This is a genomic window from Streptomyces fumanus (assembly GCF_014655295.1).
In the GTDB taxonomy this organism is placed as follows: Bacteria; Actinomycetota; Actinomycetes; order Streptomycetales; family Streptomycetaceae; genus Streptomyces; species Streptomyces fumanus.
Genome location: NZ_BNBI01000001.1, coordinates 411,276 through 431,178, shown reverse-complemented (window position 1 = coordinate 431,178; position 19,903 = coordinate 411,276). Strand labels below are relative to the sequence as shown.

Genomic DNA, 19,903 nt, shown 5'->3' with positions numbered 1-19,903 from the left:
ACACCCGTACGTAACTGGAGGCACATCCCATGACCACCTTCGTGGACCGCGTCGAGCTGCATGTCGCCGCGGGTAACGGAGGCCACGGCTGTGCCTCCGTGCACCGGGAGAAGTTCAAGCCGCTCGGCGGCCCCGACGGCGGCAACGGCGGACGCGGCGGCGACGTCATCCTCACCGTCGACCAGTCCGTGACCACGCTGCTGGACTACCACCACTCCCCGCACCGCAAGGCCACCAACGGCAAGCCCGGCGAGGGCGGCAACCGCTCCGGCAAGGACGGGCAGGACCTGATCCTGCCGGTGCCGGACGGCACCGTCGTCCTGGACAAGGCGGGCAACGTCCTGGCCGACCTGGTCGGCCACGGCACCTCCTACGTCGCCGCCCAGGGCGGCCGGGGCGGGCTCGGCAACGCGGCGCTGGCCTCGGCCCGGCGCAAGGCCCCCGGCTTCGCGCTGCTCGGCGAGCCCGGTGACCTCCAGGACGTGGTGCTGGAGCTGAAGACCGTCGCCGACGTGGCGCTGGTCGGCTACCCGAGCGCGGGCAAGTCCTCGCTGATCTCGGTGCTCTCCGCGGCCAAGCCGAAGATCGCCGACTACCCGTTCACCACGCTGGTGCCCAACCTGGGCGTCGTCACCGCCGGGTCCACCGTCTACACCATCGCCGACGTGCCCGGCCTCATCCCGGGCGCCAGCCAGGGCCGCGGCCTGGGCCTGGAGTTCCTGCGGCACGTGGAGCGGTGCAGCGTGCTGGTGCACGTGCTGGACACCGCCACCCTGGAGTCCGACCGCGACCCCGTCTCCGACCTCGACATCATCGAGGAGGAGCTGCGGCAGTACGGCGGGCTCGACGACCGGCCGCGCCTGGTCGTGCTGAACAAGATCGACGTCCCGGACGGCAAGGAGCTGGCCGAGATGGTCCGGCCCGACCTGGAGGCGCGCGGCTACCGCGTCTTCGAGGTCTCCGCCGTGGCGCACCTCGGGCTGCGCGAGCTGTCGTTCGCGCTCGCCGAGCTGGTGGCGGGGGCCCGTGCCGCCAAGCCGAAGGAGGAGGCCACCCGGATCGTGATCCGGCCCAAGGCCGTCGACGACACCGGCTTCACCGTGACCCGCGAGGAGGACGGGCTGTTCCGGGTGCGCGGCGAGAAGCCCGAGCGCTGGGTGCGGCAGACCGACTTCAACAACGACGAGGCCGTGGGCTACCTCGCCGACCGCCTCGGCCGCCTCGGCGTCGAGGAGCAGTTGATGAAGGCCGGTGCCCGCGCGGGCGACGGCGTGGCCATCGGCCCCGAGGACAACGCGGTCGTCTTCGACTGGGAGCCGTCGATGATGGCCGGCGCCGAGATGCTCGGCCGGCGCGGCGAGGACCACCGCTTCGAGGCGCCGCGGCCCGCCGCCCAGCGCCGCCGGGACAAGCAGGCCGAACGCGACGAGGCGGAGCAGGAGTTCGAGGGCTTCGAGCCCTTCTAGGACCGTGCGCGCGGTGCGTCCGTTCGCCCGCTGAACACCCCGGGGACCCGTCGGGGCAAGGGCTCGTTCCCCTGCCGCGGCGGGTTTCCCGCTGTCCGTTCTGTTGTCATGCACTCGCCTCGCCCGGTTCAGCGGGCGGTCCCCGGCGGCATGGGAGCTTCCGGTTGTTCCGAAGGCCCCGTGGCAAGGGAGTTCCGCCGAATGACCGGAGTGACCGGACCTGCATCGCCCGACCGCCGCCGGCTGCTGACCGCCTCGGCGGCGGCCGTCGGCGCCGCCGCCGCCACCCAGTTGTGGCTGCCCTCGACCGCCGGCGCCGCTGAACCCCAACTGCCCGACGGCCTGTTCACGCTCGGCGTCGCCTCCGGCGACCCGCTGGCCGACGGCATCGTGCTGTGGACGCGGCTCGCCCCCGACCCGCTGCACGGCGGCGGCATGCCGGACCGTCCGGTGCGCGTCGAGTGGCAGCTCGCCGAGGACGCCCGGTTCCGCAAGATAGCCCGGCACGGCACCGCCCAGGCCCGGCCCGAGTACGGGCACAGCGTCCACGTCGACGTCCGGGGACTGCGCCCGGGACGGACGTACTGGTACCGCTTCCGCGTCGGCGGGCAGCTCTCGCCCACCGGCCGCACCCGCACCGCCCCGGCGCGCGACAGCTCCGGCGGCTCGCTGCGGGTCGCCCTCGCCTCCTGCCAGAACTGGCAGCACGGCTACTTCACCCCGTACGCCGACATGCTCGACCAGGACCCCGACGTGGTGCTGTTCGTCGGCGACTACATCTACGAGTCCACCCCGTCGGCGACCGCCGTCCGCCGCCACGAGGGCACCGGCGAGCCCTACAGCCTGGTCCAGTACCGCAACCGCTACGCCCAGTACCGCAGCGACCCCGACCTCGCGGCGATGCACGCCGGCGCCCCCTTCGTCGTCACCTTCGACGACCACGAGGTCGACAACGACTACGCCGGCGAGGTCCCCCAGGACCCCGGCAAGCAGGCGCACGACGCCTTCGTGGCCCGGCTGACGGCCGCGTACCAGGCGTACTACGAGCACATGCCGGTCCGCGCCACCGCCGTCCCCAACGGGCCGCACATCCGCATGTACCGCCGCCTGGAGTTCGGCCGCCTGGCCCGGCTGAACGTGCTGGACACCCGGCAGTTCCGCAGCGACCAGGCGACCACCCAGGAGGGCGCCGAGGACCCGAAGCTGACCATGCTCGGGGCCCGGCAGAAGCAGTGGCTGATCGACGGGCTGCGCACCTCGCCCGCCCGCTGGAACCTCATCGCCTCGCAGATCATGATGGCCGAGACCGACCTCCAGGTGGGCCCCGGCAAGCTCTGGTACTACGACGCCTGGGACGGCTACCAGGCCGAACGCAACCGGCTGCTGGCCGAGTTGAAGCGCACCGCCAACCCCGTGGTGCTCACCGGCGACCGCCACCTCACCATGGTCAGCGACCTCAAGGAGGACTACGCCGACCCGGACTCCGCGGTCGTCGGCGCCGAGTTCGTCGGCACCTCCGTCTCCAGCAACGGCGACCAGGACCAGGCCGCCTTCCAGAAGGAGTGGGACCCGCGCCGGGCCGACAACCCGCACTGGAAGCTGCTGGACGCCCACCGCGGCTACCACCTCTTCGACATCCGCCGCGACCGCATCGACGCCCGGGTCCGGGTCGTCGACACCGTGCTGAAGCCGCGGGCCACCCCCCGCACCCTGGCCAAGCTGCGGGTACGGGCCGGCCGGCCCGGCGTCGACCTGGTCTGAGCCGCCCGGCGGGGCTGGGACCCCTCACCGTCCCAGCCCCTTCTCAGCCCTTCCTCAGCCCTTCCTCAGGAAGGACTCCTACCGTCCGTTGACCATGGAGACGGACTGTACGAGAGACGGCGCCCCGGTGAACGAGGCGATCGCACCCCTGCCCGCCGGCACCCGCCTGCTGCACATCGGCCCGCACAAGACCGGGACCACCGCCGTCCAGGGCGCCCTGTTCGCCGCGAAGGACGCCATGCGGGCGCACGGCGTGGAGTTCCCCGCGCACACCCGGCACCCCATGGAGGCCGCCCTGGCCGCCTGCGCCCGGCCCGCCATGATGGGCGACCTGGCGCCGACCGGCCGGCACTGGACCCAACTGCTGGACCAGGTCCGCGCCACCGGCGGGCGCACCTCGGTGGTCAGCAGCGAGTTCTTCGCCGACGCCGACGACGACGCGACCATCGCCCGGATCGTGGAGCAGCTCGGCGGCGAGCGCGTGCACGTCCTGGTGACCCTGCGCCCGCTGGCGAGGATCATGCCCTCGCAGTGGCAGCAGTACGTGCAGAACGGCCTGCGCATGGGCTACGAGGACTGGCTGGAGCACATGCTCAGGAAGCCGCCGTACCGGAAGCCCAACCCCAGCTTCTGGCGGCGGCACCGGCACGACCGGCTGGTGGAGCGGTGGGTCCGGGCGGTCGGCCCCGGCCGGGTCACCGTCGTCGTGGTCGACGACCGGGACCGGGACGCGCTGCTGCGCGTCTTCGAGGCGCTGCTCGGACTGCCCCGGAATCTGCTGCGTGCCGTTCCGGAGACGGCGAACCGGTCCCTCACCCTGGCCGAGGCGGAAATGCTGCGGGCGCTCAACAAGGAATTCCGCGAACACGAGCTGCCCGAGGAGCTGTACTCCCGGCTCGTCCGCAATGGCGCCGTCGTGCACCTGAAGAACGCCTGCGCCCCCGCACCGGGCGACGCCCGGATCGCCACCCCCGCGTGGGCCGCCGAGGCCGCCGCCGCGATCGGCGCCGAGGCCGCCGCGCGGATCACCGCCCTCGGCGTGCGCGTGATCGGCGACCCGGCGCCGCTGTCCGCCGTACCCGAGCCGTCACCGCCGGCCGCGCAACCCGCGCTCGCTCCCGAGGCGGCGGCCCGGGCGCTGTACGGGGCGCTGGCCGCGGCGGCCTCCGCGCCGGTGCGGCACAGCGCCCCCGCCAAGGCGCGCACCGTGCACCAGACCTCCTCCAAGGACCTGGTGAAGGTGCTCGGCCACCGCTGTCTGCGCCGGCTGCGGCGCCGCTGACCCCGACAACTGCCCACATCTGTGGACTTGCTCACAGGAATTCCCCGGCCGTCCGGGAACTGCCGACCGGGCGCCCGTAGTCACCAGGAGCACAAGGTGAATGACAGGTTGCGCGCACATATGCGGTGGAGGTCGCTCACCTTGCACTGCGGTAACCACAAGTGGGACCATTTCCGGGTTCCCTGTCGCCCCAAGGTAGGTCACCTGTGTCCCAGCACATAGCCAAGCCCCGTACCACCGCAGTGATCCTGGCCGGTGGCACCGGTCAGCGGGTGGGTCTGTCGATCCCCAAGCAGTTGCTGAAGATCGCCGGCAAGGCAGTCATCGAGCACACCCTGACCACCTTCCAGAACGCCGACTCCATCGACGACGTCATCGTGCTGATGGCGCCGGGCTACGTCCCCGACGTGGAGAAGATCGTCGCCAAGGCCGGCCTGACGAAGGTCAGGAAGGTCATCGAGGGCGGCGCGACGCGGAACGAGACCACCGAGCGCGCCATCGCCGCCCTCGGCGAGGGCCTGGCCGAGGGCGAGGACCTCAACGTCCTCTTCCACGACGCCGTACGCCCCCTGCTCTCGCAGCGCGTGATAGACGACTGCGTGGCCGCGCTGGAGCGCTACGAGGCCGTCGACGTGGCCATCCCGTCCGCGGACACCATCATCGTGACCCGCACCCACGGCTCGGACGGCGAGTTCATCACCGAGATCCCGGACCGCTCCCGGCTGCGCCGCGGCCAGACGCCCCAGGCGTTCAAGCTGTCCACGATCCGCCGCGCCTACCAGGTCGCGGCCGGCGACCCCAACTTCCAGGCCACCGACGACTGCTCGGTCGTCCTCAAGTACCTGCCGGACGTGCCGATCCACGTCGTCGCGGGCGACGAGTACAACATGAAGGTCACCCAGCCCGTCGACGTGTTCATCGCCGACAAGCTGTTCCAGTTGGCCTCCTCCGCCGCGCCCGAGCAGAAGGGCGAGGACACCTACCGCGAACTGCTCACCGGCAAGACCCTGGTCGTCTTCGGCGGCTCCTACGGCATCGGCAAGGACATCGCCGAACTCGCCGAGTCCTACGGCGCCACCGTCTACGCGCTGGGCCGCTCCACCACCGGCACCCACGTGGAGAACCCGGAGGAGGTCGACGACGCCCTGTCCAAGGCGTACGCCGAGACCGGGCGCATCGACTACGTCGTCAACACCGCGGGCGTGCTGCGCATCGGCAAGCTCGCCGAGACCGACAACGCCACCATCGAGGAGGCGCTGAAGGTCAACTACCTGGCGCCGGTGCAGATCGCCCGCTCCTCGTACAAGTACCTCGCCGAGACCGGCGGACAGTTGCTGCTCTACACCTCCAGCAGCTACACCCGGGGCCGGGCCGAGTACTCCCTGTACTCCTCCACCAAGGCCGCGATGGTCAATCTCACGCAGGCCCTGTCCGACGAGTGGGCCGGCGACGGCGTCCGCGTCAACTGCATCAACCCGGAGCGCACCGCCACCCCGATGCGCACCAAGGCGTTCGGCCAGGAGCCCGCGGGCAGCCTGCTCTCCTCCGAGGCCGTCGCGCACACCTCGCTCGACGTGCTGCTCTCCGAGCTGACCGGCCATGTCATCGACGTCCGCCAGCAGGACCCGACGGCCGGCGCGGCCCGCGCCACCGGGTTCGACCAGGCGCTGGCCTCGGTGCTGGCCCGACAGGACGGCGTGTAATAATCGCGCTTATCAGTCTGCGGACATCCAGGCCCTTGCGCGCGCCCTTTCACCGGGCGCTGGCAGGGGCCTGTATCCGTACCTCCACCTGTCGCTCACAATTTCAGCAGGGTCCCAGCACAAAACCGGAACACCCCCTTCAACGAGCAGGTTCTCCGTGATACCCACCGCTATTCGCGTCGCCCGGGTGGGCAGCGCGGCCGAGCTGGCCGCGGCGGTCCTCATGATGCTGGGCTTCCCCGGCGTGATGGTGGCCGCGCTCGTCCCGAGCGTTCCCGCCTTCGCGGTCACGGCCACCGTGACGTACCTGGCGGACCACTATCTGCACCGCAGGAACAGCTATCTGATCAGCCGGCTCAGCAAGATCCGCGCCGGTCTGTCGATCCGCTTCCTGATCCGTCAGCTCCTGCTGATCCTGCTGCTGGCCCGGCTGTCCCTCGCCGACGAACTGATCTACTACGCGGCCATCGCCTGCTTCATCGCCTTCTACGGTCTCCAGGCCCCGCACGGCGCCCTGGTCACCCTGATCCGCAACCGGCGCCGGCTGCCGGTCGCCACCCGCAACGTCGACCTGGCCTCCCGCATCCGCATCCCGGACGCCCCGCCGCGCGGGCTGCTGAACCGCTCCGCCGAGAAGATCCTCCACTTCGACCTGGCCGCCGTCGCCGGCATCCTGATCGCCGCCGAGACCGGCTCCGACCTGCCCGGCTTCCTCGGCATCGGCGTCACCCTGGGCGCGGGCGCGCTCTACGTGCTGGCGCTGCTGCCCTACGTCCGCGGCCGGCGCATCCCGCCGCGCGCCGAGAAGGTGCTCGCCGCGGTCGACGACTGGCTGCGCGAGTACCGGCCCGAGACGGTGCTGTACTTCTCCGGCTCCAAGGACTCCGCCTACCAGGTCAACATGTGGCTGGAGACCATGGAGCAGCTCGACACCCGGCCGCTGATCATCCTGCGCGAGCGGGTCATCCTGCAGAACCTGGCGCCGACCACGGTCCCCGTCATCTGTGTGCCCGGGGGTGTGCACCTGATGAACATGGACCTGTCCACGGTCCGCGTCGCGCTCTACGCGGCCAACGTCGGCAAGAACATCCACCTGCTGCGCGTGCCGACCATGAAGCACGTCTTCATCGGCCACGGCGACAGCGACAAGATCGCCAGCGTCAACCCGTACAGCAAGGTGTACGACGAGGTGTGGACCGCCGGCCGGGCCGGCCGCGACCGCTACGCCATCGCCGACGTCGGTGTCCGCGACGAGGACATCGTGGAGGTCGGCCGCCCGCAGCTCGCCCCCATCCGGACCGGGCGGGGCGTGCCCGAGGACCGGATGCCGACCGTGCTGTACGCCCCCACCTGGGAGGGCTGGGACGACAACCCGGGCAACACCTCGCTCCTGCTGGCCGGCGAGAACATCGTGAAGAGGCTGATCGCCGCCGACCCGCCGGTCCGCGTCCTGTACAAGCCGCACCCCTTCACCGGCACCCGCAGCGCCCGCGCCAAGGCCGCCCACCAGCGGATCACCGCCCTGGTGGAGCAGGCCGCCGCCGAGCGCGCCGCCGACCCCCGCTACCCCGCCGACGCCGCCGGCCAGGCCGCCGCCCGCGCCGAACTGGCCCGCGTCGAGGCCCGGCTCGCCGAGCTGACGGGCGGCGGCACCGACAAGGGCGACGAGGCCGAGGCGTCCCGCGACGGCCTGATCGACCTGGAGCGGCACGCGGAGGTCGCCCGGCTCCGCGCCGAGTGGAACGCCGCCTACTGGCGGTCCGTCCCCACCTGGGAGCACCGGGTCGTCACGGGCGCCGAGCCGCGCCTGTACGACTGCTTCAACGTCTCCGACGCCATGGTCTCCGACATCTCCAGCGTGGTCTCCGACTTCATCGCCAGCGGCAAGCCGTACGCGGTGACGGACTCCGCCGGGCTGGGCGAGGAGGAGTTCAAGCGGCAGAACACCGCGGTGCGCGCCGCGGTGATCCTCACCAACAGCGCCGCCGAGCTGGGCGCGCTGCTCGCCGCCGTCCGCGATCCGGCCCAGGACCCGCTGGCCGAGGACCGCGAGGAGCTCAAGCGCTATCTGCTCGGCCCCGACGAGCCGACCTCCATCGAGCAGTTCAACGCCGCGGTCGCCGATCTCGCCCTGAAGGCCGAGGCGCGCAACGTGGGCCAGCGGACCCGGATCATGGCCGGCGGCCCCGACGTGGAACTGGCCGACGCGCTGCCCGGCCAGCGCACCACCGCCGCCGGCGAGACGGACAACGTCAACGCCGGCTGACCTCCGGCACCGCACCGCTCGGCCCCCGGGAAAGGCGCCACTCCCGGGGGCCGAGCCGTTTCCGTGTGCAAAACGGTGATGTCCGTCACGGGACCGGTGGTGCAGGCAACCGGTTTTCCGGGTCACCCGTCTAACAGTTGACCATAGAGGAAATACGGGGGAAAAGAGCCATGTCTAGGGGGAAACGTGACCGTGACGCAACCTGATGTCACTGTGATCATCGGGGCGTACGAAGCGATGCCGTACCTGGTGGAGTGCCTCGCGTCCGTGGAGGCTCAGACCCTCGACCCGGCGCGCGTCGAGGTCATCGCCGTGGACGACGGCTCCACCGACGGCACGGGGGAGTACCTGGACGAGTTCGCCGCCCGGGCCCCGATGCCGGTCACCGTGATCCACCAGGAGAACTCCGGCGGCCCCAGCGGCCCCCGCAACGCCGGCCTGGCCAAGGCCGCCGGCCGCTACGTGTTCTTCCTCGACGCCGACGACCGGCTCGGCCCCGAGGCGCTGGAGCGGATGGTCGCCATGGCCGACCGGGCCGGCACGGACGTGGTCCTCGGCCGGGTCGAGGGCGTCAACCGCGGGGCGCCCAAGTCGATGTGGCACAAGACGCTGGAGCGCACCGACGTCTTCTCCTCCAACATCAAGTTCACCCTCAGCGCCCAGAAGCTGTTCCGCCGCGCCCTGCTGGAGCGGCACGGCATGCGGTTCGACGAGTCCCTGTTCACCGGCGAGGACGCGCTGTTCACCATGGAGGCGTATCTGCGGGCGGACGGCGTCTCGGTGATCGCCGACCACACCTGCTACTACCTGGTGGGCCGCGACGACGGCAAGCACGTCACCAAGAGCGGCGGTTACGCGCTGCGGTTCGACTCCGCGCGCGCCCTGATGCGCCTGATCGCCGAGCTGGTCCCGCCGGGCGAGCGGCGCGACCAGCTCATGGTGCGCCCCTTCGTCGTCACCCTGCTGCCCCAGTTCGGCCCCCGCTGGCTCACCGACGACGAGGAGGTGCGGCGGCACAAGCTGGAGCTGGCCGCGCCGCTGATGGACGCGTACTGGACCGAGGGCGTCGCCCGTCTGCTCAAGGTCCACGAGCGGCTCCGGCTGCACCTGGTGGCCGCCCGGCGGCCCGATCTGCTGACCGACGTGGTGCGCTTCGTCCGGGACAAGAGGCAGGCGGCCGGGCTGCTGGAGAAGAACGGCCGCCGCCTCTACCTGGTCTACCCGCACTTCCGGGACCGGAAGGCGGGCATCCCCGACGAGGTCTACCTGGCCGGCCCGCGCGAGGCCCGCCCGTTCCTCGGCTACCGCGAACAGCCCGCGGACTCCTTCCCGCGCCGCGCGCTGCGCCGGCTCCGCCGCCTGTCGGCCGTCCGCGGCCTCAGCCGACGGGACCGCCCGGCGGCGGCGTGACCGGCCTGGTCTCCCGCCGCTGACCGGGCAGGTCCGCCGTGAGCCGCCCCGCCATCCGCTCCCGGTGCCCCCGCGCCGTCGCCCGCAGCGCCCGTACCGCCGCGGCGAACCGCTCCTGCGCGGGCGGCTCGGCCGGCCCCAGCAGCCGCAGCGCCAGCTCCGCGCGGGCCGCGGCGAACGCGTCCTGCTCCGGGTGCCGCACCGCCTCCAGCAGCGCCGGCACCCCGGCCGCGTCCGGCGCCAGCACGGTCGCCGCCGCCACCGTCGGGAAGGCGACCCGGAACGCCTCCTCGGACAGCCCGCTAGTGTTGGCCACCGCGTACGGCTTGCCGCTGGCCAGGAAGTCGCTGATCACGCTGGACACATCGCTGATCAGCAGATCGGCCCGGTTGAAGCAGGAGTACAGCGCGGGCCGGGCGTCCGTGATGATCTGGTGCTCCCCGGGCGGCAGCGCCGCCCAGTACGCCTCGTCCCAGGCCGCCGCCGCCCGCGCCACCGCCGCCGCCCGCCCCGGCTCCGGCGCCGACTGCGCGAGCATCCGCTCCACCGGGTCCGCCCCGGCCCGCCCGGCGACGGCGGTGACCCGCTCCAGCTCCGCGGTGCGCCGGGCCAGTTGGGCCGCTCCCTGGGGCCGGGTGCCCGGCCGTTCGCGGTTGGCCGCCCGGATCAGCTCCCGGATCCGCGCGTCGGCCGCGCCGGCCCGGGGGTCGACCGACCCGGTCAGCGGATGCGGCTTGTAGAGCAGTTGCACCCCGGGGTCGGCGAGCAGCGCCCGGACCAGGTTCTCCCCGGCCGCGATCACCGAGGTGTTGCCGGGGTTGCCGTCCCAGCCCTCCCAGGTCGGCGCGTACAGCACGGTCGTGTACCGGCCGGCGGGCGGACCGGCGTACGGCCGTACCGCGTCGAGCTGCGGGCGGCCGATCTCCACCACGTCCTTGTCCTCGACGCCGACCTCGGCCAGCGCGTACCGCTCGCGGGCCGCGGGGCCGGCCACCCACACCTGGTCGTACGCCTTCGCGTACGGGTTGCAGGAGGACAGCTTGTCGCTCTCGCCGTGGTTGACGAAGGCGTGCTTGATGGTGGGGATGCGCAGCACCTGCGAGGTCTTGCCGGAGTTCGAGGGGTGGATGAGCACCTGGAGGGTGGAGTGCTCCAGGCGCATCAGCGTGGACACCTTCGGCAGGCAGACGATCGGCAGGTCGGTCGGCGCCAGCTTCTGCACCATGAACCGCTCGCGCAGCACCACCACCGGCCGCCCGCCGAGCCTGGCGATCGGCTCCAGCCACATGTTCGCCTGGTACGCGGAGGAGGCCCCGCCGGAGAAGTACAGCCCCACGGTGGGCCGGTACTCGGCCAGCCAGGCGTCGAACCAGTCGAGGACCTCCCGCTCCCCGGCGGGCCGGCGCCCCGGCAGCAGCCGCAGCAGCAGCGCGGCCAGCCCGGCCAGGGAGGCGGCGAGGGACAGGGCGAGGCCCGCCGCCCCGGCCACCGGCGCGTCGGCGGCCACGGTGACCAGCAGCCCGCCGGTCGCGGGCAGCCCGAAGGCCAGCAGCCGGTGGCCGGGGCGGCGCAGCAGCACCGGCGGCGCCGGGGAGAGCCGCAGCTCCGAGGCGTCGATGTTCCGGGTCACCACCGGCAGCGTGCGGCTGCGCCGCACCAGCACCGAGACCGCCTGGGTCGCGCAGTGCAGGGCGTAGCAGACCAGCAGACCGGCGACGAGCGGCGCGTACACCGTCTCGCGGTGCTGCTCGCCCAGCCGCAGCAGGCCGATCACCAGCAGCAGGTCGCGCAGCACATGCCGGACGGTGAGGTCCGCGTGGGACTTGGCGAACAGCGGCAGCATGCCGCGCTGCCACCGGTAGAGCACGCCCTCGGCGGCCAGGGAGGCGGCGGTCGCGGCGAGCAGCAGCGGCACGTGCGGCAGCAGCGCGCCGACGGCCTGCGCGGTGAACGCGGTGGCCAGGAAGGCGAGGACGAGCAGGCGGACGGCGGTCTGCCGGCGGTGGAACCACGCCGTGAACCATCTGCGGGACGAGGGTACGGGCACTGCGGTCGCTCCAGGGTCGTCGCGGAAGGGGCGCCCGGGTTAACGGGCGCCGGCCTGCCGACGACACGCGCGTGTTGCGGCCCTGGAGTGCGCGGTGCGTGCTATGGCCCGCCGACGGGGCCGGGCGGGGTCACTTGCCCGACTGCAGCGCCCGGCGCAGCGGCCGTCCCACCACGCGCCGGGCGCGGCGGTAGACCGAGGACGTCGACGGCGCGGGGCCGCCGGAGGCCGCCTTGGCCGCCTTGACCCGGGCCAGTTCCCGCTTCAGCGCGGCGTTGTCCGAGGAGAGCTGGGCCATCCGGCCGTAGAGCCAGCCGATCCGCCCGGCCAGCGCGGCGGGGTCGGCGTCGGTCCACGGGCGGATGCCCGCCGGGAAGGTCAGCGACCGCAGCCGCTTCTCGAAGGCGGCGCCGCCGTCGCCGTGGGTGAAGGTGTTCTCCAGCCCGTTCTTGTCGAGGAAGGCGGTGAACCGGTCGAAGCGCTCCCGGTGGTTGCCGGTCAGCGCCGAGAAGTCGGCCTCCTCGTACAGCTTCGCCGGGTCGAGGTCCTCGGGGATCCGGTCGATGCGCTGGTGCGGTATCTCGAAGTACCGGCACAGCTCCAGGGTGCGCGAGTCGCCGGTGAGCACGGTCGCGGGCGTCCCGGCCAGCAGCGCCGCGATGTTGCCGTGGATGCGCGAGCCGAAGGAGAAGTCGAAGCCGCGCAGGTCGTCGATCCAGACGACGGGGTCGATGTAGACCCGGACCTTGCCCTCGGCGTACATCGGGTGGTCGGGGTGGGTGGGTATCCCGGTCACCTTGGCGTTCGGGTCCGTCAGGTCCCGCCAGTGCAACTGCCGCGCGTCGCTGAGGTTCTGGCCGATGAAGCGGATGTTCGGGTAGCGCTCGTGGGTGCGCCGGATCACCTGGTCCAGGCCCTGCCGCTGCACGGCCGCGTGCGAACCGTTGAGCGCGATCCGGGAGCCGGCGGTGAGCGCGGCGGCCCGCTTCTCGACGCGCAGGTCCGGGCCGTACATGAACATCGACGGGCAGCCGATCACCTCGACGTCCCGGAAGCCCATGTCCTTGAGGTACTTCTCGGTGAACTCGCCCCGCACGCCGATGGACGCGCTGCGGTCGAGCACCGCCGAGACGAACTCGCGCACCGCCGACTCGATCGGCTTCAGCCGCGACGGGTCGTAGCCGAGGCCGGTCTGCGCGCCGACGCCCACCACCACGACCGGGATCCGCAGCTTCCTGATCAGCCGGGCCAGCCGCCTCAACTGCTGTTCGAACGACGGCCGGAAGGCGTTCGCCAGCGGCACCACGAAGGCGTCGTACTGCTCGTTGATCCGCTCCGCGGCGTTGACGTCGGTCCGGATGCCGTTGGAGACGACCTCGGTGGTCGGGGTCCCCAGGATCTTGTGGGCGGCGTCACTGAAGATCAGGTTGCCGGAGTTGGTGGCGATCACGTCCCGGTGGAGGGCTTCCTCGACCGGGATCACATCGAAGGGGCTCTTCCCGGAACGCAGGAGGACGCGCTTCACGCGGCGGTCTGCGGAGTCTGATGGTGACACGGGGTTCACGATATGTTTATCAGCCCTTTGATTTCTACCGGTCGCCGAAACCGCCTTTTCCTGCCGTGCGTTGCCGCCGCAAATGCCGCGGGGGCGCGGTGTCCGGGGAGTGGAATCGACGCGCGGGGCGGGACGGGGTTCCCGTAGATTTGCGCAACGGGCACCGGACGAGGGGAAGAGCACAGGTGGCAGGGACGCGGCAGGCCGTGGGCGAGGCCCGCAGGATCGTCGTCAAGGTCGGTTCCTCGTCGCTGACCACGGCGGCCGGCGGCCTCGACGCCGACCGGGTGGACGCCCTCGTCGACGTGCTGGCCAAGGTGCGCGGCGGCGGGGAGCGGGAGATCGTCCTGGTCTCCTCCGGCGCCATCGCCGCCGGACTGGCCCCGCTCGGACTGCGCCGCCGCCCCCGCGACCTGGCCCGCCAGCAGGCCGCCGCCAGCGTCGGCCAGGGCCTGCTGGTCGCCCGCTACACCGCCTCCTTCGCCCGCTACGGCGTCCGTGTCGGCCAGGTCCTGCTCACCTCCGACGACATGAGCCGCCGCGCCCACCACCGCAACGCCTCGCGCACCCTGGACAAGCTGCTCGCCATGGGCGCCTTCCCGATCGTCAACGAGAACGACACCGTCGCCACCGACGAGATCCGCTTCGGCGACAACGACCGGCTCGCCGCCCTCGTCGCCCATCTCGTCCACGCCGACCTGCTGGTCCTCCTCTCCGACGTGGACGGCGTCTACGACGGCGACCCGGCCCGGCCCGGCACCTCCCGGATCGCCGAGGTGCGCGGCCCCGCCGACCTCGCCGGCATCGAGATCGGCAGCGCCGGCAAGGCGGGCGTCGGCACCGGCGGCATGGTCACCAAGGTCGAGGCGGCCCGGATCGCCGCCGCCGCCGGCATCCCGGTGGTGCTGACCAGCGCGGTGCACGCCGCCGACGCGCTCACCGGCCAGGACACCGGCACCTGGTTCCACCCCACCGGCAAGCGCTCCGCCGACCGCCTGCTCTGGCTCCAGCACGCCTCCGCCCCGCAGGGCGCGCTCACCCTGGACGACGGGGCGGTCCGGGCCGTGGTCGAGCGCCGCAAGTCCCTGCTGCCGGCCGGGATCGCCGCCGTCGAGGGCGAGTTCAGCGCCGGCGACCCCGTCGAACTGCGGGACGGCCGAGGGCGCGCGGTCGCCCGCGGCCTGGTCACCTTCGACGCCAAGGAGATCCCCCAACTGATCGGCCGCTCCACCCGGGAACTGGCCCGCGAACTCGGACCCGCGTACGAACGCGAGGTCGTACACAGGGACGATCTGGTGATCCTGCACCCGTAATGGGCGGAATGTCCCCGCACCGGTGGTGGACGTTCCGCAAAACCGCCCCATGGCGCGTTGTGGCCTGCTCAACTTTCTCCCAGGACCAGCCCGGCCGACCACCGGGACCGGCAGCGTGCGAGAAGGAGGCCGTCGTGAGACGAGTGCGTCCGGGGGCGGCGGCGTCCCGCGGTGGTACCGGCCCCCGCGGCGGCACCGCCTCGCGCGGCGGTACCGGCTCCCGCGCGGCCGAGGAGCGCGCCCTGACCAGCGTCTCCGCCGGAGGCCGCTACCACGCCGAGGACCCCCGGGACACCCCCCGCCTGTGGCACGTCACCCTCAGCGTCTCCGGCGCCCGGACCCCGCTGACCGAGGTGCGGCGCGCCCTGGAGCAGCTCGCCCACGACCACCCCTTCCTGCTGACCAGCAGATACGCCGACGACCACGCCGAGATCCGGTACTGGGAGGAGGCCCGCGACCTGCACGACGCCGCGGCCGTCGCGCTGCGCCTGTGGGGCGAGCACCGCCAGACCGCCGGGCTGCCGCCCTGGGAGATCGTCGGCCTGGAGGTCATCGACCGCGCCACCTACCACCAGCGCATCGCCGCCGGCTACGGCCCCGCCCCGGCCACCCCGGTCGGCGTCCACCCGTTCTGACCCGCCGGTCCACCCGCCGGCCGGGCGTCTCGGGGTGTGGAACACGCTCGGGACCCCGCCCCGGGCCGCACTACCCTTCCCTCATGACCACGCTCTCGCCGTACGACTCGATGTCCCCGGTCACCCGCGCCGCCTACCGGGCCAAGGCCGCCGCCGCCGACCTCGCGCCGCTGCCGCGGACCGCGAAGGACGACGCGCTGCTCGCCGTCGCCGACGCGCTGGAGGTCCGTACGAGCGAGATCGTCGAGGCCAACGCCCAGGACGTGGCCAGGGCCCGCCAGGCCGGGACCGCGGAGGCCATCATCGACCGGCTGACCCTCACCCCGGAGCGGGTGCGGGCCATCGCCTCCGACGTCCGGGACGTCGTGGCCCTGCCCGACCCGGTCGGCGAGGTGGTCCGCGGCAACACCCTGCCCAACGGCATCGACCTGCGCCAGGTCCGCGTCCCGCTCGGCGTGGTCGGCATCATCTACGAGGGCCGGCCCAACGTCACCGTGGACGCCGCCGCCCTCTGCCTGAAGTCCGGCAACGCGGTCCTGCTGCGCGGCTCCTCCTCGGCGTACGCCTCCAACACCGCGCTGGTCCGGGTGATCCGGGACGCGGTCGGCGGCGCCGGTCTGCCCGCCGACGCCGTCCAGCTCGTCCCCGGCGAGAACCGCGACAGCGTCCGCGAGCTGATGCGCGCCCGCGGCCTGGTCGACGTCCTCATCCCGCGCGGCGGCGCCTCCCTGATCAGCACCGTCGTCCAGGAGTCCACCGTCCCCGTCATCGAGACCGGCACCGGCAACTGCCACGTCTACGTCGACGCCGCCGCCGACCTCGACATGGCCGTCGACATCCTGATCAACTCCAAGGCCCAGCGGGTCGGCGTGTGCAACGCCGCCGAGACCCTCCTGGTCCACCAGGACATCGCCGCCGACTTCCTGCCCCGCGCCCTGGACGCCCTCGCCGACGCCGGGGTCACCGTGCACGCTGACGAGCGGGTGCTGGCGTACGCCAAGGACACCAGGGCGACCGTCGTCGAGGCGACCCCGGAGGACTGGGAGACCGAGTACCTCTCGTACGACATCGCCGCCGCCGTCGTCGACTCCCTCGACAAGGCCGTCGAGCACATCCGGCTGTGGACCTCCGGCCACACCGAGGCCATCGTCACCACCTCGCAGCAGGCCGCCCGCCGCTTCACCCAGTTGGTCGACTCCACCACCGTCGCCGTGAACGCCTCCACCCGGTTCACCGACGGCGGCCAGTTCGGCTTCGGCGCGGAGATCGGCATCTCCACCCAGAAGCTGCACGCCCGCGGCCCGATGGGCCTGCCGGAACTGACCAGCACCAAGTACATCGTCACCGGCGACGGCCACGTACGGCGCTGAGCCCGCCCGGCACGTCCCCGTCTCACCCAGCGGATGAATTTCCGTACCGTCTGCCCAAAATGACCCCCCAGGTCTACTCTGGATCCGTGCCGGAGGACGTGGGGGGCACGCCGTTCCCGGACGGCTGGGAGCCCGACGACGACCACGACCGCGGGGTGTCGGACGAAGAGTTCGCCTCCGTGGTCTTCGACGAGGACTTCGTCCGGGCCGCCCCGGTGCACGAGCCGACCGCCGTGGAGCGCCTGCTGGCCGCCGCCGAGGCCAGAGCGGAAGCCTCCGAGGCCGAGGCCCGCCGCGCCCGCCCCCGGTACGACGACGGGTACGGCGACTACGGCCGCGGCCCGGACCACGACGACCTCGACGAGGACGCCGACCTGCTCGACCGCCCCTACGGCGCCCCCGGCGGCTACGGCAGACAGGTCCGCTGGCACCGCCCCGTCGCCTGGCTGCTCGCCCTGGTCATGGGCGTCGGCATGGTCGCGCTGGCCTTCGCCGCCGTCTACCGGGGCGCCTCCTCGGACACCGACCGCGAGCAGGCCCCGCCGCCCGCCTCCACCGGACCCGAACAGGGCGGCACCGAGCGGGACGGCACGACCGCCCCCTCCGCCTCCGCCGACGACTCCGGACCCCCCGTCCCGGTGATTCCCCGCACGCCCTGAACGGCCCCGGGCGGCCACTTTCCCGCCCCGTTCCGGCCTGGCCGGGAACCTGCCGGAAGTTGACGCGTACCAGCGCGTTTATCCGGGCGCCGGGCGACCTACCCTTGAAGACATGGGAGGGCCTTCAGACCCGCCTGAGGGGACACCCGAGGGCGCCCCCGGAGGCGGTGAGGACGAGTACCGATCCGTCGTCTTCGACGAGTCGTTCGTCCGCGCTGCCCAGCTCCAGGAGTTCTCCGCCGACGAGCGCATCACCGAGCACGCGCCCGCCGTACGCCGCCGCGCGCCCCTGCACCGGGGACTGTCCCGGCAGGCGCTGATCCTGGTGGTGCTGATCGCCCTCGCCTTCGGCACCGCGATCTACATGGGGGTGCGCCACCCGTACCAGAACCCGGCCGCCCGGCAGTCCGACGAGCCGCTGCGGATGACCGTCGTCCCGCTCGCGCCGCAGGGCCGGGTGCCCGGCGCCGCCGACCCCGCCGACCTGTACGCGCACAGCCCCGCCGCCCAGTTCCGCCCCGGCGCCGCGGGGGTGCCGCTGCCGTCCGCGCGCAGCACTGCGCACTTCTCGGACGAGCAGGTGATGAACGCCCTGATCACCGCGAAGAACTACGTGGTCCGCTCCGCCCTGGACCCGGAGGTGCTCACCGGGGGAGCCGTCCGCCCGGTGCGGATCCTGCTCGATCCCGACCAGCTCGACCAGTTCGACGAGAGCTTCGACCGGCCCGCCGCCGACGGGCGGCACGCGGCCACCGGATGGCTGGTCCGCTTCGACCCGTCCCGCACCGAGCTGGCCGCCGACAGCGAGGTCCGCGTCCGGGGCTCGCTGAACGCCGTGGAGAGCGACGCCACCCATCTGGAGGTCACCGCCGACCACACCTTCGTCTATCCGCTGCGGCCCACCGGCGACCAGCGGGCCGAGGTCTCCCTGTTCACCGTCCGGCGCGAGCTGCACTTCCGCTTCGACCGGGACGACCTGCGGCTGCACCAGGCCCGGCTCACCGTCTCCTACGTACAGGCCGGGCCGCTGTCCTGCGCCGAGGACTCCGCGAGCGCGCTGCGCCCGCTGCTGGCCGGCCAGACCGCCAAGGCGGGCGGCCCGGCCGGCACCGACCCGTACGCCAAGGACAGCGCGACCGCGCTGTGCGGCACGCTGGCCGAGGGGGCGCAGCCGAAGGTGTAGGTCAGCCGCGCGGCGGCGGCGGCGCGTCCGGACCGCCGGTCCCGTTGCTACCGCCGGTCCCATTGCTGCCGCCGGTCCCGTCGCCGCCGGTGGTGCCGTCGCCGCCGCCGGTCCCGTCCGGTCCGGTCGAGGGGCCCTCGGTTCCTCCGGCGTCCTTCGGCGGCCTCGGCTGGGTGGCCGTGAACCCGCTGAAGCCGCGCCGCACCCGGTCCCCGAGGTCCCCGGCCCCGCCCGCTATGTCGTTCACCAGCTTCATCAGCGGGTCCTTGGAGCCGCGCACCTGCGTGGCATAGCTGGCGGCGGACTCGCGGAAGGAGTCGCGGACCGAGGTGTCCTTGTCCTCCGCGCGCCGCGGGTAGTGCCCGTCCATGATCCGCTGGTAGTCCCGGGACGCCTGCCACTTCTTCAGCTCGGCGGCCCGGACGGTGGTGAAGGGGTGGGAGCGCGGCAGCACGTTGAGGATCTTCAGCACGGAGTCGCGCAGGTCGCCGCCGGCCTCGTACTCCTCGGCCTGCTCCAGGAAGGCGTCCACGTTCATCTCGTGCAGGTGGTTGCCGCCGGCGATCTTCATCAGGCCGCGCATGGAGGCCCGCAGGTCCTGGCCGACCAGCAGCCCCGCGCGGTCGGCGGACAGCTCCGACTTGCGGAACCACTCGCGCAGCGCGGTCACGATCGCCATCACCGCCAGATTGCCCAGCGGGATCCAGGCCACCCGGACGGCGAGCGAGGTCAGGAAGAGCAGGACGGTCCGGTAGACCGCGTGCCCGGACAGCGCGTGCCCGACCTCGTGGCCGATGACCGCCCGCATCTCCTCCTCGTCGAGCAGCTCCACCAGTCCCGTGGTGACGACGATGATCGGCTCGTCCAGGCCGATGCACATCGCGTTGGGCTGCGGGTCCTGGTTGACGTACATCGGGGGGACCTTCTCCAGGTCCAGGATGTAGCAGGCGTCGCGCAGCATGTCGTTCAGGTGCGCGAACTGCCGGTCCGAGACGCGCACCGAGTCGGACAGGAACAGCAGCCGCAGGCTCCGCTCCGGCAGCAGGCCGCTGAGGGCCTTGAACACCGTGTCGAAACCGCTCAGCTTGCGCAGGGCCACCAGGGCGCTGCGGTCGGCCGGATGCTCGTACGCACGCGAGGAGATTCCGGGGAAGCGCCTGCGCTGCCTGCTGGGCACCTGCTCGTGCCCGGTGTGCTCGTGCCCGTCGGACATGTCTTCCCCCATGTGCGGTGAATGGCCCTGTGTGAACCCT

General features: G+C 72.7%; 14 protein-coding genes. 11 read left to right on the top strand and 3 right to left on the bottom strand.

Annotation, left to right across the window (positions count from 1 at the left end):
* Positions 1-29 precede the first annotated feature (29 nt).
* The 6 genes from obgE (at position 30) to IE316_RS01835 (ending at position 9,888) form a co-directional block, all read left to right on the top strand.
* Complete coding sequence (obgE, locus tag IE316_RS01860) at positions 30-1,466, top strand: GTPase ObgE (RefSeq protein WP_190202291.1); 1,437 nt, start codon at positions 30-32, stop codon at positions 1,464-1,466.
* 201 nt (positions 1,467-1,667) lie between these two features.
* Positions 1,668-3,227, top strand: coding sequence for an alkaline phosphatase D family protein (locus IE316_RS01855; protein WP_190202290.1), 1,560 nt, complete (start codon positions 1,668-1,670; stop codon positions 3,225-3,227).
* A gap of 94 nt (positions 3,228-3,321) precedes the next feature.
* Positions 3,322-4,509, top strand: a complete 1,188-nt coding sequence (locus IE316_RS01850) for a hypothetical protein (protein ID WP_190202289.1) — start codon at positions 3,322-3,324, stop codon at positions 4,507-4,509.
* Between the two features lie 206 nt (positions 4,510-4,715).
* Positions 4,716-6,212: a bifunctional cytidylyltransferase/SDR family oxidoreductase gene (locus IE316_RS01845; protein ID WP_190202288.1), complete on the top strand. Its 1,497-nt coding sequence runs from the start codon at positions 4,716-4,718 to the stop codon at positions 6,210-6,212.
* Between the two features lie 157 nt (positions 6,213-6,369).
* A complete protein-coding gene (locus IE316_RS01840) occupies positions 6,370-8,478 on the top strand; it encodes a CDP-glycerol glycerophosphotransferase family protein (protein WP_229910148.1) in 2,109 nt (702 codons plus the stop codon).
* A gap of 186 nt (positions 8,479-8,664) precedes the next feature.
* Positions 8,665-9,888 carry a glycosyltransferase family 2 protein gene (locus tag IE316_RS01835; RefSeq protein ID WP_190202287.1) on the top strand — a complete coding sequence of 408 codons (1,224 nt, stop codon included), beginning with the start codon at positions 8,665-8,667 and terminating at the stop codon, positions 9,886-9,888.
* On the opposite strand, the gene IE316_RS01830 is transcribed toward IE316_RS01835, so the two are convergent.
* Positions 9,857-11,935, bottom strand: a complete 2,079-nt coding sequence (locus IE316_RS01830) for a CDP-glycerol glycerophosphotransferase family protein (protein ID WP_373311038.1) — start codon at positions 11,933-11,935, stop codon at positions 9,857-9,859. The two genes, IE316_RS01835 and IE316_RS01830, sit on opposite strands and share 32 nt — an antisense overlap.
* A gap of 130 nt (positions 11,936-12,065) precedes the next feature.
* Positions 12,066-13,460, bottom strand: a complete 1,395-nt coding sequence (locus IE316_RS01825) for a polysaccharide pyruvyl transferase family protein (protein ID WP_190202286.1) — start codon at positions 13,458-13,460, stop codon at positions 12,066-12,068.
* Between the two features lie 236 nt (positions 13,461-13,696).
* Between IE316_RS01825 and proB the strand changes: the two genes are divergently transcribed.
* From proB to IE316_RS01800, 5 genes are all read left to right on the top strand, one after another.
* Positions 13,697-14,803: a glutamate 5-kinase gene (proB, locus tag IE316_RS01820; RefSeq protein WP_190202726.1), complete on the top strand. Its 1,107-nt coding sequence runs from the start codon at positions 13,697-13,699 to the stop codon at positions 14,801-14,803.
* Between the two features lie 143 nt (positions 14,804-14,946).
* Positions 14,947-15,438 (top strand): DUF8830 family protein, encoded by a 492-nt coding sequence (locus tag IE316_RS01815; RefSeq protein WP_373311060.1) that lies wholly within the window; start codon positions 14,947-14,949, stop codon positions 15,436-15,438.
* 83 nt (positions 15,439-15,521) lie between these two features.
* Entirely contained in the window at positions 15,522-16,808 is a 1,287-nt protein-coding gene (locus IE316_RS01810) for a glutamate-5-semialdehyde dehydrogenase (RefSeq protein ID WP_190202284.1), read from the top strand.
* A gap of 86 nt (positions 16,809-16,894) precedes the next feature.
* Positions 16,895-17,467 carry an SCO2584 family spore wall biosynthesis protein gene (locus tag IE316_RS01805; protein WP_444545387.1) on the top strand — a complete coding sequence of 191 codons (573 nt, stop codon included), beginning with the start codon at positions 16,895-16,897 and terminating at the stop codon, positions 17,465-17,467.
* A gap of 112 nt (positions 17,468-17,579) precedes the next feature.
* Positions 17,580-18,650 carry an SCO2583 family membrane protein gene (locus IE316_RS01800; protein WP_190202282.1) on the top strand — a complete coding sequence of 357 codons (1,071 nt, stop codon included), beginning with the start codon at positions 17,580-17,582 and terminating at the stop codon, positions 18,648-18,650.
* A 1-nt stretch (position 18,651) separates the two neighbouring features.
* Here IE316_RS01800 and IE316_RS01795 read toward each other — a convergent pair whose 3' ends face one another.
* The gene (locus IE316_RS01795; protein WP_190202281.1) at positions 18,652-19,863 is read right to left on the bottom strand and encodes a M48 family metallopeptidase; all 1,212 of its coding nucleotides are present in this window, start codon (positions 19,861-19,863) and stop codon (positions 18,652-18,654) included.
* Positions 19,864-19,903 lie beyond the last annotated feature (40 nt).